The organism is Pseudoalteromonas sp. SG41-5, assembly GCF_014164495.1.
Classification (GTDB): domain Bacteria; phylum Pseudomonadota; class Gammaproteobacteria; order Enterobacterales; family Alteromonadaceae; genus Pseudoalteromonas; species Pseudoalteromonas rhizosphaerae.
The window spans coordinates 22458-37489 of the sequence record NZ_JACJFH010000004.1; the positions used below are offsets into that span (position 1 = coordinate 22458).

Below are 15032 nucleotides of genomic sequence, written 5' to 3' on the forward strand. Positions count from 1 at the left end.
AAATAACATGTTCGCCTTGCTACTTTAGCAAGGCTTATAGATTAATGATACCAACTCTTTTGATAGGCTAAATTACCTAAATTGGCATGTGCCAGTGCTTTTTTCACCAATTGTGGGTCGTTGCTGGTGGGCACTAATTTATCTTGTGTGTATATATAAGTGGTTGCTGGTTTTTGTGGTTGTAAAATTACGACCTTATTACCTTGGCCACTATTACCGGTTATGTAGGCAAAGTTTTTATCGTATTGCATCATTGCGCGTTGTTTATTATCTGCGATTGGCTGCGTAAGATCGCGACCTATCATTGGATGTTCACCACTGGCTCCAATCAATGATAATAATGTCGTCGGAATATCAAGTTGGCTAGCCAACTGATGATCACGCTTGGCATTGATACCTTTACCAAAAATAACCGCAGGAATACGAAAGTGATCAATCGGTACTAAACTTGCCCCCGATACGCGCGAGTCATGATCAGCAATCACTATAAAGACGGTATCGTCCCAGTAACTTGATTGCTTTGCTTTTTCGATAAAGGTGCCTAGCGCATAATCGGCATATTTTGCTGCATTATTGCGAGTTTGTTTTTCATTATCGTAAAGTGCAATTTTATTATCAGGGAACTCATACGGGCTATGGTTAGAGCTGGAAAATACTAAGCTAAAAAATGGCTGCCCTTGCTGCTGTAACTTGGTGAGTTCTATATCTGCTTGGTTGTATAAGTCTTCATCCGATGCACCCCATGAGCCATTAAAATCAATATTGGCAAAGTCATTACTATCTACAATGTGTTGAAAACCATTACCCAAAAAGAAGCTTTGCATATTATCAAAGTGGCTTTCACCACCGTAAATAAACTGGGTTTGGTAATCTTGTTTGCTTAAAAAGTCAGCAATGGTAAAAAAATCACGTTGCGATTTATCAAGCTTTACTACTGCGCGAGAAGGGGTGGGGGTAAATCCAGTAATAACCGCTTCTATACCGCGAACTGAGCGTGTGCCCGTGGCGTATAGATTATCAAACCCCCAACCTCGCTGATAAAGTTTATCTATATTAGGGGTTAAAGGTAAGCCGCCTAAAGTACCCACATAACGTGCTCCTAAACTTTCTTGCAAAATGATAACTAAGTTTTTGGGCTTCCCTTGATACGCCGCTTGATGAAAGGTTTTGGTTGGTGCGCTGGCATCGTTAAAAACAGCTTGCTCATTTTGCATACTCGCGCGTACTAAGGCTAATAATTCCTCTTCGGCCATGGTGCCATAAAAGTCTTGGCTTGATTTTTCATTACTGAGTTGTTTAATTGCAAAGGCTACGCTATACAACGAGTTAAGACTAAGATCATTAAGTAAATGATCAGTTGAGAATGCCATCATTGCAGGGTTTAACGGTCGATGACCTAGTGAGTTACGTGCACCTAGAACGGTTAAGCACAGTAAGCTAATCACCAATAAGGAGTGTTTTATGATTGGCAACTGACAGTGGCTACGCCATTGGCTGGTAAAAACTTTTGTAGCCAGTTTTACCCCAACGATCAAGAATAATAAAGTGGTGAATACCTCTATTTTATACCCCGCAAAAATCATTCGAGAGACTTCTTTTGGGTATATTAAGTATTCAATAAATAAGCGGTTTGGACGCAAATCATATTCACTAATAAAGGTCGCAGTGATCACTTCAAAGAAGATCAGCAACGCGGTCATTAGCAATAAATAGTATTTAATGATGCCACGAATAAGCTGCTGTTTAGAGACTAATGTGCTGATAATTATCAACAACAATGCCGGCATTAAAATATAACTTAAGGTAGCCGTATCAACGCGCAAGCCGCCAACAAAAATATTTAGCCAAGCATGAGAGCTAAATACTCGCTCACCTTGCCATACACTTAAGCTAAAACGAGCCAGAGTTAACATAGTCAGTGATAAACTAAAAAATGTTAGCAATACCCAATATGGACCGAGTCTATTTTGTAGTTGCGCAAGACTAAATTTATCAGTTATGCCCATAAAATAGCCCACCAAACCAGTGTGCTAATCATCATTGCTATAAATACACTGGCAGAGGCAATATCTTTAGCCAGCCCAGAGAGTTCATGATGTTCTGTACCAATACGATCAACCACCACTTCAATCGCGGTATTGACTAACTCGGCGAATAGTACAAACAGCAAGCTGGCAATTAAAATAAGTTTATCGCTGGTGGGAATATTCGCCAGCCACGCAAACACTCCAAGTAATAAAAATAGCGCGAGTTCTTGCTGAAATGCAGCTTCAAATCGCGTCATCCATTTTAAGCCATTGAAAGTATGGCGTAAGGTAAATAAAAGGCGTAGTAGTCCTTGGCGTTTGATTACCGTTTTCGAATTATTCATTATTGTTTTTCACTTTTTTATTAGTTGTTTTACAGTTACTTACTAAATCTAAAGACTGTTCATAGGCTTTACTTTTGATGCCTATTAGACTTATTAATGTATGGAAGATATTGTCGTGAGAAGCAGCTTGTTGTTGATCAACACTCTTTAAGCAACTTTCTGTAATACGTTGATTACCTTTGGCAGCCCACATATACATTGGGACATGGGTTTGGCCACTAGGAGCAAAGCTATACGGAAAGCCATGTAAGTAGGCGCCGTTTTCGCCGAGCGACTCACCGTGATCTGAAATATATACAAAGGTTTTATCAATATTGTCAGGTAAGTTATTCAGTTCGGTTAACATTAATGAATTTACGTAGTCGCTATACGCTATGGTGTTGTCATAAGTATTAACTAACTGCTCAGTGCTACAGTTTTGTATATCACTGCGATCGCAGGTCGGTGTGAATTGCTTAAATTGATCTGGGTAGCGCTGAAAGTAAGTGGGTCCATGAGAGCCCATCATATGCAATACAATGACCGTATTGGCTTGGCTTAAATTAGCTAGTTTACGTTTAAGTGGTGCTAGTAACGCTTCGTCATAGCAATGCTGTTGTTCACAAAGTGCAGAGTTATCTACCTTGATGGTAATGTTGGTAACGCGATTACAGACATTTTTACAGCCACTGTTATTATCAATCCACAACACATAAGCGCCAGCGCTTTGAGCTATGTCGAGAATGTTTTGCTGGTTATCAGCTTCGTTACGTGAGAACTCAGCTTGGTTTTGTTGTGAGAACATACAAGGGACCGATACCGCTGTTGCGGTTCCACAGGACGCTACATTGTTCAGGTACGTTACTTTGAAAGGTCGAGTGAAACGGTTGGTATCGCGTGTATAGCCTTGGTAAGCAAAGTTTTCAGCACGTGCTGTTTCACCTACCACGATAACGGTTACTTGCGTGTGTTGTGATGCACTTAGTACTGGTGCTGGGTCTAAAATTTGAAATGGTTCGTCAGAGACCAGCCATTGATCGCGAATATATTTATAGCCACTGCTTAAATATTGGAATGGAATTAACTCTTTCTTTAATAATTGATTGTTACGTCCGGTAGCGGCATAGTCGGCATAAAAACTCAATACAATTACGGCGATTAAGGCAAAGCAGCCCAGTAGCAGTTTACAACGACTCACCAGCTCTTTGCTAACCAGACTAAAGCGAACCTTGGTTTTGATTAAAACCAATAGCGGCAGTAAGGCGAACAAACAAAAGAATATAATAAATTGCAAGTTAAGATAGCTTGCCGCTTCATGACCGTCAGTTTCAAAGGTGTTTTGAATCATAGAATAGTCAAATACCACTCCATAATTTAAAGTGCCGTAAAGAACGGCGCACGAGCTTAACAATAATATGTAATTAATTGGTTTGAGTAGCCAGCGACTAGATAAGAATGAAAAGAAAATAATTAATAAGCACAGCAACAGTAACGGCACTGAGAGTAAAAATAACCACGAAAAAGAGGGCAATGTGGTGATTGCGTTAAATGCACCATGCATAAAAGGGATATTGATGATTAAGCAGTAATAACATGCTAATGCGATGATAAAAGTATTGGCGCTACAGGTAATGTAGAAGCGCTTTTTAAAACCTGTGCTGAGAAATTGGCTTACCAACATAAATTGAGAACTCAATAATAATTTAATACCTGCATGGTAGAGTCCAAGACTTAAGAAACACTTAAGGGTAACTAGTCATTTCCTGAATGAGGTGATTTAAAAAAGAATGATTTATTGTGATTTCGTCAAAAATTAATCAAACCAGTAATTGGTTATAACGAGGTATGAAATATCAATAGCTTCATATATTAGGAAAATTAATCTATTTAGGCTTATATATTGGATTTTTATGCCTTTAAAATTGATTGGTGAGTGTTTTTTTAGATTGATTTTAAGGTTGACTTAGCACTCTCATCGCGGTACTAATATAAAAAGACAGCGGGGGAGTTGCAATTCCTTCGTAAATTAACAAATTTTGGTATTTATTACATGCTTACAAACGCACTAAACCTAGTCCTTATTAACGTCGTGGTGATTATTATTACCGCGGGGGCTACTTAGTGCTTTAAAAATACGTAAAGCATTATAAAAGCCCCCCGCACTTAACCAGTCGGGGGGCTTTTTAGTTTCAGGGTTTAGCAATAGTTAAGTATAGATATGTCACTGAGGAATGAGGATTATTTAATGACAGGCGCAGAGTTAACAATTGATTTATTAGCCAAACACGGCGTAAAAGAAGTATTTGGTTACCCTGGTGGGGCAATCATGCCAATTTACGATGCGCTGTATGGTGCGCCGGTTAAACATTATCTCACTCGTCATGAGCAAGGTGCAGGTTTTGCTGCTGTTGGTTTTGCTCGTAGCACGGGTAAACTTGGGGTGTGTTTTGCGACTTCAGGCCCTGGGGCTACTAACTTAATCACCGCGCTTGCTGATGCGATGATGGACTCAGTACCATTACTTGCGATCACAGGCCAAGTACCAACTGCTGCCATTGGCTCTGATGCGTTTCAAGAGATTGATGTATTAGGTATGTCATTATCCTGCACTAAGCACAGTTATATGGTTGAACGTCCTGAAGATTTAGCCGAAATACTGCAAGAAGCCATGCATTTAGCGCAATCAGGTCGTCCAGGCCCTGTGTTAGTAGATATACCAAAAGATATTCAAATGGCGCAAGTGCCTTTTCATCCTTGGCTTGCGGCCGATGATTACTTACCGGTGTTAGATTTAAAGCAAGTGGCTATTGCTAACCAACTATTAAGCGAAGCCAAACGACCTGTTGCCTATGTTGGCGGCGGTGTACAGGCGGCTGATGCGCAAGTACAGCTAATGCAATTTTTAGAAAAAACCCAAATGCCTGCGGTTTCAACGCTAAAAGCATTAGGCAGTGTATTACCTGATTACGAATATAACTTAGGTATGTTAGGTATGCATGGCGGCCAAGCTGCAAATTTAGCGGTACAAGAGTGTGATGTTCTAGTATGCATCGGTGCGCGCTTTGATGACCGTGTAACAGGCAATTTAGGCAAGTTTGCGGCTAAAGCAAAAGTGATCCATTTAGATATAGATGCTGCTGAAATTGGTAAGCGTAAACCAGTTAAAGCATCATTAGTTGCTGATTTAAAAACCTCATTGCCGCAATTAGAGTGCTTTGTAACAGAACAAGCATGGCGTGATCATGCCAAAGAGATGATGATTGAACATGCATGGCGTTATGACTATCCGGGCGAAAAAGTATATGCCCCGTATTTATTAAGCCAACTAAGCCAGCGGATGCCAAGTACAGGCGTTGTGTGTTGTGATGTTGGTCAGCACCAAATGTGGGTGGCACAACATATGAAGTTTAGTCATCCAAGCAACCATTTAAGTAGTGGTGGCGCAGGCACTATGGGCTTTGGTTTACCTGCGGCCATTGGTGCGCAAGTCGCTCGACCAAATGATTTTGTGATCACTGTTTCTGGTGATGGTTCAATCATGATGAACATTCAAGAGTTAGCCACTATTCGTCGTAACAATTTACCGGTAAAAATATTAATTTTAGATAACCAACGTTTAGGTATGGTTCGTCAATGGCAAGAGTTATTTTTTGAAGGGCGTTATTCTGAAACTGATTTATCAGATAACCCTGATTTTGTGCAATTGGCTGCCGTATTTGGTATCGCTGGGCAAACGATCACCCACGCTAACCAAGTTGATGATGCAATTACAGCATTAGTGAATAGTAAAGGTCCTTATATAGTACATGCCTGTATCGACGATAAAGAAAATGTTTGGCCGCTAGTACCGCCGGGTGCCGCGAATGACGAAATGATGACGGAGAGTGGAAAATGAAACACAGTTTAACAGTCGCTTTAAAAAATCAAAGTATCGCCGTTGAGCGCTTTTTGCGTGTAGTTCGTCATCGTGGTTTTGATTTAACCCATTTTCAATTGAATATGGATGATGGTCATTACCATGTGGCTATGACGGTCGACAGTGATAAGCCAATTCACTTATTAACCACGCAGCTCAATAAGCTGGTGGACGTTAAGCAAGTAACGCTAGAAAATTTACAACAGCAAGCAATGTAGTTTGCTGTAAAAACTAAATCAACAGGGCTATTGGGTCTTTTCCCCTTAGCAATAAAAATTTAAGAATGAGGATGTCAGTTACATATTAAAAGTAACTGCAAACACTGAGGTAACTATGGCTAAATTAAGAAGTGCAACAACAACTGAAGGTCGAAAGCGCGCAGGTGCTCGTGCATTATGGCGTGCAACAGGAATGACAGATAGCGATTTTGGCAAACCGATTATTGCGGTTGTAAACTCATTCACGCAATTTGTACCGGGTCATGTGCATCTTAACCAACTCAGTGAGCTTATGGCAGAAACCATCACTCAAGCGGGTGGTGTGCCAAAAGAATTTAATACTATTGCCATTGATGATGGTATTGCCATGGGCCACGGCGGTATGCTGTATTCATTACCATCGCGCGACTTAATTGCTGACTCAGTTGAATACATGGTAAATGGTCACTGCGCCGATGCAATGATCTGTATTTCTAACTGCGACAAAATCACCCCTGGGATGATGCTGGCGGCACTTCGTTTAGACATTCCAGTAATCTTTGTGTCTGGCGGCCCAATGGAAGCCGGTAAAACTAAGCTTGCTAATATTGATATCAAACTAGATTTAGTGGATGCCATGGTAAAAGGTGCTGATGAATCAGTAAGTGATGCTGACTCAGAGCAAGTAGAGCGCTCAGCGTGTCCTACCTGTGGCTCGTGTTCGGGCATGTTTACCGCCAACTCAATGAACTGTTTATTAGAAGCAATTGGCCTCGCACTACCTGGTAACGGCACTACACTTGCGACTCATAAAGATCGTAAACAACTGTATGTTGAAGCCGGTGCACGAATTGTTGATTTATGCCGTGAGTATTACCAAAAAGATAATAAAGAAGTCTTGCCGCGTGCTATCGCTAATAAAACCGCGTTTATGAATGCCATGGTGGTTGATATTGCTATGGGTGGCTCGTCAAATACCGTATTGCATTTACTTGCCGCTGCGCAAGAAGCCGGTGTTGATTTTGATATGTCGCACATTGATGCGTTATCTCGTAAAACACCTTTCTTATGTAAAGTAGCGCCTGCAACCGCGCAATACCATATTGAAGATGTGCATCGTGCTGGTGGCATGATGGCAATAATTCGCGAGCTTGGCAAAGCTGGCTTAGTGGATCTGTCGGTAAACCATGTTGCTGGCATGACTATGGCAGAGCTAGTTAAAAAATGGGATGCCACTGATCCAAACAACGAAGCAGCACAAAAGTTTTACCGAGCGGGACCTGCAGGTATTCGTACCACCAAAGCAATGAGCCAAGAATGTCGTTGGGATGAAGGCGATAATGACCGTGAACATGGTTGTATCCGTAGCGTTGAACATGCGTTTCGCCAAGATGGCGGCTTAGCCGTACTATCGGGTAATTTAGCTGTTGATGGTTGTATTGTGAAAAGCGCGGGTGTGGTTGATGAAATGCTACACTTTGAAGGCACCGCCGTGGTGTATGAATCACAAGATGATTCAGTTGAAGGCATTTTAAATGACGAAGTAAAAGCCGGTGACGTAGTCGTTATTCGCTACGAAGGACCGAAAGGCGGACCTGGCATGCAGGAAATGCTTTATCCAACCAGTTACTTAAAATCAAAAGGTTTGGCTGAGCAGTGCGCACTTATAACCGATGGTCGCTTCTCGGGCGGTACGTCAGGTTTATCAATTGGCCACGTTTCACCAGAAGCGGCCAGTGGTGGTGCCATTGCTTATGTTGAAAACGGCGATAAAATTATTATCGATATCGCTACCCGCGAAATCACGTTAGCGTTAACAGATGAAGAACTTGAAGCGCGTAAGCAAAAGCAACTTGCTCGTGGTAAACAAGCGTACAAACCACTCGATCGTGAACGTTATGTATCATCTGCGCTAAAAGCGTATGCGCTACTTGCAACCAGTGCTGATAAAGGCGCGGTGCGTGATTTAGCCAAACTGGAGGAGCTTAGTTAATTATGGTTTCTCAAGAGCTCGATTATTTTCGCGCTATTATCCAAGCCAATATGGAACCACTGGCAAAAGTTACTGAGGTTAGCGAAATGGCTGAACTCAGTGCTCGTCTTGGTAATCAAGTATGGCTAAAGCGCGAAGATCAGCAGCCAGTTTATTCGTTTAAACTGCGTGGTGCATACAACAAACTGGCTAAACTGCCAGCCGGTTCAGTGGTGATCACTGCCTCAGCTGGTAATCATGCTCAAGGGGTGGCGCTCAGTGCGTCACACTTAGGGCATCAAGCAACGATTGTAATGCCAGTGACGACCCCTGAAATCAAAGTCAATGCGGTACGTGCGCTTGGTGGCGAAGTGGTTTTACATGGCCATCATTTTGATGCTGCCAAAGCTTATGCACTAGAACTTACTGAGCAGCGCGACGGCATATTTGTTCCTCCATTTGATGATCCTGATGTAATTGTAGGGCAAGGCACGGTTGCACGTGAATTAATGCAGCAGCTTAATCAACTTGATGCGGTATTTATTCCAGTTGGTGGTGGTGGCTTACTTGCTGGTATGGCCGTGTATATAAAGTCATTGCGCCCAGATATAAAAGTAATCGGTGTAGAAGCTGATGAAAGTGCCTGTTTACAAGCGGCACTTGCAGCAGGCAAGCCCGTCGAGCTTGAACGGGTTGGCAGTTTTGCCGATGGTGTTGCGGTAAAAATTATTGGTACCGAAACCTTTCGTTTAGCGCAAAAGTTTTGTGATGAAGTAGTCACTGTAACCGGTGATGAAATATGTGCGGCGATGCAAGATATTTTTGTTTCAACCCGTGCGATTGCTGAGCCATCAGGTGCGCTGGCAACGGCTGGGCTGAAAAAATGGTGTCAGCAAACAGGCCAAAAAGGGCTGCATTTAGCAGCTGTGTTATCTGGCGCAAACTTAAACTTTGACCGCTTACGTTATGTGGCTGAGCGTACTGCGCTGGGAGAGAAAAACGAAGCGTTGTTAGCAGTAACCATCAATGAAGAAAAAGGCAGCTTTAAACAGTTTTGCGCCTCATTAGGTGGTCGCGCAATTACTGAATTTAACTACCGTTACGCAGGCCCTGGTGAAGCGCAAATATTTGTTGGTGTTGCACTGCGCCAAGGTCAGCAAGAGTTAGATGAACTGACAGCTGATTTAACCACCAATGGCTATCAATTTTGTGATTTATCAGATAACGAACTGGCTAAATTACATGTTCGTTATATGGTTGGTGGTAAAGCACCTGAGCAGATGCATGAGCGGTTATTACGCTTTGAGTTTCCTGAATATCCAGGCGCACTAGCGCGCTTTTTAGATACCTTAGGTAGCAATTGGAATATTACTTTGTTTCATTATCGTAATCATGGTGGTTCGATGGGTAATGTATTAGCAGGGTTTGCGATTGAGCCTAGTCAGTATGAGGTATTCAACGAGCATTTAAATCGCTTAGGTTACAGTGTGCAAGATGAAACACTGAATCCATGTTTTACCCAATTTTTAACTACTCAACGTCCCATTGATAGGGTGAAAGCGGTTAATAATTAAATATATACTAAAACCACCTCAAGATACGAATTCTGTAGCTTGAGGTGGTTTTAGTATAAGCAAGCACCTCAATTGAGGTGCTTTTTTGTCTCTTTGCAAACTCAATGTCTTGGGTTTATAGTTATAGCAATATTAGCCAACTAATTAGATTACGATTTGTCATTAAAAGGACTGAAATTTCAGCTTTATGCTACTTTGCTTATACTCAGCGGGCAAAGTGTTGCGGCAGCGGATGTGACTTTACAACTAAAGTGGACGCATCAATTTCAATTTTCTGGTTACTATATGGCTCAGCAACAAGGCTTTTACAAAGCGGCAGGGCTAAACGTCACTATTTTACCGGCAGATCCTGAGAACCCAGATACCTTTAGTAAAGTGTTGGCTGGCCAAGCTCACTTCGGGGTCGGGCACTCAGGTATTTTACAGCAACGGATCGCAGGTAAACCCTTGGTGGCAATGGCTGCTATTTTACAATTTTCTCCTTATTGTTGGATGGTAAAAAAAAGCTCCGATATTTTTCATCCTCGGGATTTTGTCAATAAGCGTCTTAGCAGTATCAGCCGCAAAGAAAATGCCGAATTATTGGTAATGCTCGAACGCAGTGGTATCCAAACAAATAATTTACCTTCTTATGAAAGTGGTAACAGCATTACGGATTGGTTAGCTGGGAGTATTGATGCGATGCAAGTGTACGTGACTAATGAGCCGTATATAATGCGTGAGCAAGGCATCGACTATAGATTTATTTGCCCGCAGAAGTATGGAATTAATGTTTATAGCGATATTCTTTACACCACAGAAAATATGCTCGAACAACATCCGCAAACAGTTGAAGCATTTTATCAGGCCAGCTTAAAGGGCTGGCGCTATGCAATGATGCATATGGATGAAACAATTGCATTAACTCAACACCAATACGCACCTGATAAAAGCTTTTCTCAGCTTGCCTATGAAGCTGAAGTATTGAGTGATTATATTTTACCACCTGGCACTAATTTAGGATCTATGTCGATAGCGAAATGGCGGTTGATTGCTGATCTATACGGGATTGAGCAAGATGCCTTTAATCAGGCGCAAGATGGCTTTATTTACCAGTATGTTGAACCTGAAAAAATTAAAATGTCGTGGATGCTTATTACAGCAATTATAATTAGTTTGTTATCGATACCACTTTATTTACGCTTGATGTTCAGAAAAAGCGTATAATGCATAAATGAAATGACCATCGCTAAAATCACATGAGCCTTGCTGAGCAGTTTACAGCCCTAGATAACTTATTACATAGTACTCGCCACTATTGGCAATGCACTGCATTCGATTTTGATCAGCTGCCATGGCCTGAATTAGAACAACCATTAACGCTGTTGAGCGATCAACAAGTTGCTGAACTCGATAGCAATCAAGATGCCTTGTATCAATTTTTTAGCCCGTATATTCCCGTAGTCAATAACTTAGCTACATTGTGTGACTTACCTCAAGCCTCCACTACGCGTTGCGAATATCCGTTTTGGATCAGCAATGGTATTAAAGGGCGCAAGTTTGCACAGCTGCAAGATTTTGTCTGTGCGCTTGGCCAAGAATCACAATTACCTGTATTAGAATGGTGTGCAGGGAAAGGCCATTTAGGACGTATGCTGGCATTTAACCGTGCGCCGAGTGTGCACAGCATCGAACTGCAACAACATTTATGTGAACAAGGTCAGCAAAGTGCTCTGCAACAAGGGTTAGCCATGCACTTTAGCCAAGCAGATGTACTTAAAGATGATGTAACTGAGTATTTTCAACAAGCACAACATGCCGTAGCGCTGCATGCTTGCGGAGCGTTACATCAGACGTTTATGAGTAACGCGGCTAGCGCGCAAACGCAAAAAATCAGTCTATCGCCGTGTTGCTATCACTTATTCACCCCGAATGATTATCAAGCTATGAGCGATGCCGGTAAGCGTAGTCAACTGCAGTTAACGCATCGTGATTTAAAATTAGCACTACAAGAGACGGTGACAGCGCCTTCTCGGGTAGATAAAGTTCGTAAAACTGAAGTGCAATGGCGATTGGGTTTTGATGCTTTACGCAAAAGTCTCACCAGCGAACAAAACTACGTCAGTGTGCCCTCAGTTAACAAAGCTATTTTTTCAGATTCATTTAAAGCTTTTTGTGCATGGGCCGCGGAGAAAAAGGCGCTAGATATACCGCAAGGTATTGATTATGAATCCTTTTTAAAAAAAGGCGAAATGCGCAAAAAAGTCACTGAACGTATCGAACTGGTCCGTCATGTGTTTAGAAGAGCAATTGAGGTTTGGCTTGTGCTCGATCGTGCTTTATATTTGCAACAACAAGGTTATCAAGTCAGTGTGCAGACGTTTTGCGAAAAACAATTAACGCCACGTAATATCTTGATCCAAGCTACCGTCAAAGACAGAAAAGAGATGTAATGAGAAAATTAAAAAACTTATTTGAAAACAATAAACGCTGGGCTGAACGAACGTGTAAAGATGATCCAGAATTTTTTAAAATTCTATCCATGCAGCAAAACCCAGAATACCTGTGGATTGGTTGTTCGGACTCTCGCGTACCGGCTAATGAAATCGTTGATCTAATGCCGGGTGAGCTATTTGTTCATCGTAATGTGGCGAATGTGGTGGTGCATACCGATCATAACTGCTTATCAGTGATGCAGTACGCCGTTGAAGTGTTAAAAGTTAAACATATCATGGTTGTTGGTCACTATGGCTGTGGTGGTGTTCAGGCAGTACTCAAAGATGCTAAGTTTGGTTTAATTGATAACTGGCTTCGTCACGTCGGTGATGTAAAAGAAAAATACACCTCAAAGATCAATGCACTCGCAGAAAAAGATCGTCTCAATAGCTTGATTGAATTGAATGTGATTGAGCAAGTACGCAATGTATGCCGTACTAATATCGTCCAAGAAGCATGGCAGCGTGGTCAGGAGTTAACTATTCATGGTTGGGTTTATGGTCTAGCAAACGGTCACTTACACGACTTAGAGTCAGTAGTTACTTGTGCCGATGAAGTTGATGTTAACTATAAAAGTGCTGGGCTTAAAGTGTTTGAACGTTACGTAGTAGAATAAGCACGTAACCTAAGCACTGCGTCTTATCTGGGCGCGGGCTAACTTCAGTAATTGTAATCTTAGTTTAAAGGCTAAGTCGATGTGTTTTTTGTGTGATGAAAACACCCTCTATACTTTCGGTGTTTTTCGCTTGCGATATTGCCGTGGTGTTTCAAAAGTAAAATTATGAAAGGCATGACAAAAGTGAGCATGATCATAATAGCCACATTGCAAGGCTATATCTGTTATCGGTGTTTGGCTGTCAGCTAGAAGCGTGCGTGCGGCTTTTAGTCGGTAAAATTGCTGTAATTGAGCTGGACTAACCCCGGCTTCTTTTTTCAAGCGACGCTCAAGAGTACGACGTGTCAAGCCAAGTTGCTTGCCTACACAGCTGGTGGAATTATTGAGTTGAATAAGCTGCTTGATCACTTTAATTGTATTGCTTGTTACGAGTTGATTGCTAATTGCTTGGCTGAGTAACCACTGCTCGAGTAAATACAGTTGGCTGGTTAGTGGACTGCTTTGCATTTGTTCAACACATGCTATTAAACTGTGATACCAGCTTGGGGTAAAATCTTCCCCGAGTAGATAATTTCCTTCAGCTAATTCGTGTAGCGTTATACCTAATAAGTGATAAGCACCAGTAGGCGCAAAACGAATACTAACTAAATAATCCTGATTGCTGAAAGTTATTGCCTGCGTTTGACGATTAAATGCGAAGGTAATAACGGGTGTCGCGTTGCTAAAATCAATTGTTAGGCTTGCGCCAGCATCAGGGTAGAGCTTTTCTGTAAATAACTGTGTTGTTTGTGTAGTGGTTGAACCTATTTTCCAATAACACTGCACCCAATCAGCTAAGCGTTGATCGGGTGCGAATTTTTGAAAGCTCAAATGGGGCAATGGATCATTTACTAATAAAATGGCCATGGTGTTAACCTGACTTATACCGTCGCAATAGCGATTTCTTCTTCGCGTAAAGTCAGTACTTCATAGCCGTCAGCGGTGACGACTATGGTGTGCTCCCACTGCGCAGAAAGCTTTTTATCACGAGTAACCACAGTCCAGCCATCCGGTTTAGTTTTTACTTTTGCCGCCCCTTGGTTGATCATCGGCTCAATGGTAAAGGTCATGCCTTCTTTAAGTTCAATGCCGGTATTGCGTTTACCATAATGTAAAACTTGCGGCTCTTCGTGCATTTTCTCACCAATACCATGTCCGCAGTATTCACGTACAACGCTATAGCCATTAGTATGGGCAAAATTAGCGATAGCGTTGCCAATATCGCCTAACCTCACTCCCGGTTTTACGAGCTTGATGCCTTGCCACATTGCTTGATAAGTTTTTTCGACTAAGCGCTTGGCCAGCGGTGACACTTCACCAAGCATATACATTTTACTTGAATCGGCAATAAAGCCATTTTTCTCAAGGGTAATATCTAAATTGACGATATCGCCTGATTTTAACGCGCGTTTAGGGTCTGGAAAACCATGACAGACTACTTCATTTACTGAGCTGTTTAACACATAAGGATAATCGTACTGGCCTTTGCTGGCAGGACGCGCAGCAAGCTCATCAACAATATAGCGCTCTACTAAATCATTGATCTCCATGGTGGTGATGCCGATTTTGACCTGTTTATCTAAATAGGCAAATACCTTTGCCAGTAGGCGACCAGACTCACGCATTAGCTCTATTTGTGCGGGAGTTTTAATAATTATTTCACTCATGCAAAGATTCTCCTGCTGTTACATCGGCTTGTGCAAGTTGCTGTTTGATTATTTCGGCGTAGGTCATGGTTGGATTAAGCTCAGCTAGCATGCCTATCTTTATCCAGTATTCAGATTGAGAGTTTATAGAACGTACCATAGTGGTACTGGCTTTGCGGATCTCTTCGTGCAGTTGGTCGCTGATTTTTACGATACCCATAACAGTGCCTATATATAAAACGTATAC

Annotated in this window: 13 protein-coding genes; 7 read left to right on the forward strand and 6 right to left on the reverse strand. The window is 41.9% G+C overall.

What is annotated here, in order from left to right; all coding sequences use genetic code 11:
* Nucleotides 1-41 precede the first annotated feature (41 nt).
* Genes H5232_RS01845 through H5232_RS01855 form a run of 3 tightly spaced genes read right to left on the reverse strand, consistent with a single transcriptional unit; the run spans nucleotide 42 to nucleotide 4031 of the window.
* Entirely contained in the window at nucleotides 42-2006 is a 1965-nt protein-coding gene (locus H5232_RS01845; protein WP_182830509.1) for an LTA synthase family protein, read from the reverse strand.
* Complete coding sequence (locus H5232_RS01850) at nucleotides 1997-2371, reverse strand: diacylglycerol kinase (protein WP_182758656.1); 375 nt, start codon at nucleotides 2369-2371, stop codon at nucleotides 1997-1999. The genes H5232_RS01845 and H5232_RS01850 overlap by 10 nt, the downstream gene beginning before the upstream one ends.
* Nucleotides 2364-4031, reverse strand: coding sequence for a phosphoethanolamine transferase (locus H5232_RS01855; protein WP_182830517.1), 1668 nt, complete (start codon nucleotides 4029-4031; stop codon nucleotides 2364-2366). The genes H5232_RS01850 and H5232_RS01855 overlap by 8 nt, the downstream gene beginning before the upstream one ends.
* Before the next feature lie 564 nt (nucleotides 4032-4595).
* On the opposite strand from H5232_RS01855, the gene ilvG reads away from it, so the two are divergent.
* The 7 genes from ilvG to can all read left to right on the forward strand — a co-directional run bounded on the left by ilvG (nucleotide 4596) and on the right by can (nucleotide 13100).
* On the forward strand, nucleotides 4596-6245 hold the full coding sequence (gene ilvG / locus H5232_RS01860; protein WP_182784090.1) for an acetolactate synthase 2 catalytic subunit: 1650 nt from the start codon (nucleotides 4596-4598) through the stop codon (nucleotides 6243-6245).
* The gene (gene ilvM / locus H5232_RS01865) at nucleotides 6242-6484 is read left to right on the forward strand and encodes an acetolactate synthase 2 small subunit (RefSeq protein ID WP_145238377.1); all 243 of its coding nucleotides are present in this window, start codon (nucleotides 6242-6244) and stop codon (nucleotides 6482-6484) included. The genes ilvG and ilvM overlap by 4 nt, the downstream gene beginning before the upstream one ends.
* Before the next feature lie 115 nt (nucleotides 6485-6599).
* Nucleotides 6600-8456: a dihydroxy-acid dehydratase gene (ilvD, locus tag H5232_RS01870; protein ID WP_145238380.1), complete on the forward strand. Its 1857-nt coding sequence runs from the start codon at nucleotides 6600-6602 to the stop codon at nucleotides 8454-8456.
* Between the two features lie 2 nt (nucleotides 8457-8458).
* The gene (gene ilvA / locus H5232_RS01875; RefSeq protein WP_182717671.1) at nucleotides 8459-10009 is read left to right on the forward strand and encodes a threonine ammonia-lyase, biosynthetic; all 1551 of its coding nucleotides are present in this window, start codon (nucleotides 8459-8461) and stop codon (nucleotides 10007-10009) included.
* Between the two features lie 156 nt (nucleotides 10010-10165).
* Entirely contained in the window at nucleotides 10166-11215 is a 1050-nt protein-coding gene (locus tag H5232_RS01880; RefSeq protein WP_182830510.1) for an ABC transporter substrate-binding protein, read from the forward strand.
* 32 nt (nucleotides 11216-11247) lie between these two features.
* Nucleotides 11248-12441, forward strand: coding sequence for a methyltransferase (locus tag H5232_RS01885; protein ID WP_182717673.1), 1194 nt, complete (start codon nucleotides 11248-11250; stop codon nucleotides 12439-12441).
* Nucleotides 12441-13100, forward strand: a complete 660-nt coding sequence (gene can / locus H5232_RS01890; protein WP_145238393.1) for a carbonate dehydratase — start codon at nucleotides 12441-12443, stop codon at nucleotides 13098-13100. The genes H5232_RS01885 and can overlap by 1 nt, the downstream gene beginning before the upstream one ends.
* A gap of 108 nt (nucleotides 13101-13208) precedes the next feature.
* Here the strand turns inward: can and H5232_RS01895 are convergent, their stop codons facing one another.
* The 3 genes from H5232_RS01895 to H5232_RS01905 are packed head-to-tail and all read right to left on the reverse strand — an operon-like array spanning nucleotide 13209 to nucleotide 15005.
* The gene (locus tag H5232_RS01895) at nucleotides 13209-14006 is read right to left on the reverse strand and encodes an AraC family transcriptional regulator (RefSeq protein WP_182740393.1); all 798 of its coding nucleotides are present in this window, start codon (nucleotides 14004-14006) and stop codon (nucleotides 13209-13211) included.
* 14 nt (nucleotides 14007-14020) lie between these two features.
* Nucleotides 14021-14806, reverse strand: coding sequence for a type I methionyl aminopeptidase (map, locus tag H5232_RS01900; protein WP_182740392.1), 786 nt, complete (start codon nucleotides 14804-14806; stop codon nucleotides 14021-14023).
* Nucleotides 14799-15005, reverse strand: coding sequence for a ParD-like family protein (locus H5232_RS01905; protein WP_149982600.1), 207 nt, complete (start codon nucleotides 15003-15005; stop codon nucleotides 14799-14801). Before H5232_RS01905 ends, map begins: the two co-directional genes overlap by 8 nt.
* Between the last annotated feature and the right edge of the window lie 27 nt (nucleotides 15006-15032).

Coding starts and splice junctions, on each gene's coding strand:
- H5232_RS01845 (WP_182830509.1), bottom strand. CDS start 2,006: ATGGGCATAACTGATAAATTTAGTCTTGCGCAACTACAAAATAGACTC.
- H5232_RS01850 (WP_182758656.1), bottom strand. CDS start 2,371: ATGAATAATTCGAAAACGGTAATCAAACGCCAAGGACTACTACGCCTT.
- H5232_RS01855 (WP_182830517.1), bottom strand. CDS start 4,031: ATGTTGGTAAGCCAATTTCTCAGCACAGGTTTTAAAAAGCGCTTCTAC.
- ilvG (WP_182784090.1), top strand. CDS start 4,596: ATGACAGGCGCAGAGTTAACAATTGATTTATTAGCCAAACACGGCGTA.
- ilvM (WP_145238377.1), top strand. CDS start 6,242: ATGAAACACAGTTTAACAGTCGCTTTAAAAAATCAAAGTATCGCCGTT.
- ilvD (WP_145238380.1), top strand. CDS start 6,600: ATGGCTAAATTAAGAAGTGCAACAACAACTGAAGGTCGAAAGCGCGCA.
- ilvA (WP_182717671.1), top strand. CDS start 8,459: ATGGTTTCTCAAGAGCTCGATTATTTTCGCGCTATTATCCAAGCCAAT.
- H5232_RS01885 (WP_182717673.1), top strand. CDS start 11,248: ATGAGCCTTGCTGAGCAGTTTACAGCCCTAGATAACTTATTACATAGT.
- can (WP_145238393.1), top strand. CDS start 12,441: ATGAGAAAATTAAAAAACTTATTTGAAAACAATAAACGCTGGGCTGAA.
- H5232_RS01895 (WP_182740393.1), bottom strand. CDS start 14,006: ATGGCCATTTTATTAGTAAATGATCCATTGCCCCATTTGAGCTTTCAA.
- map (WP_182740392.1), bottom strand. CDS start 14,806: ATGAGTGAAATAATTATTAAAACTCCCGCACAAATAGAGCTAATGCGT.
- H5232_RS01905 (WP_149982600.1), bottom strand. CDS start 15,005: ATGGGTATCGTAAAAATCAGCGACCAACTGCACGAAGAGATCCGCAAA.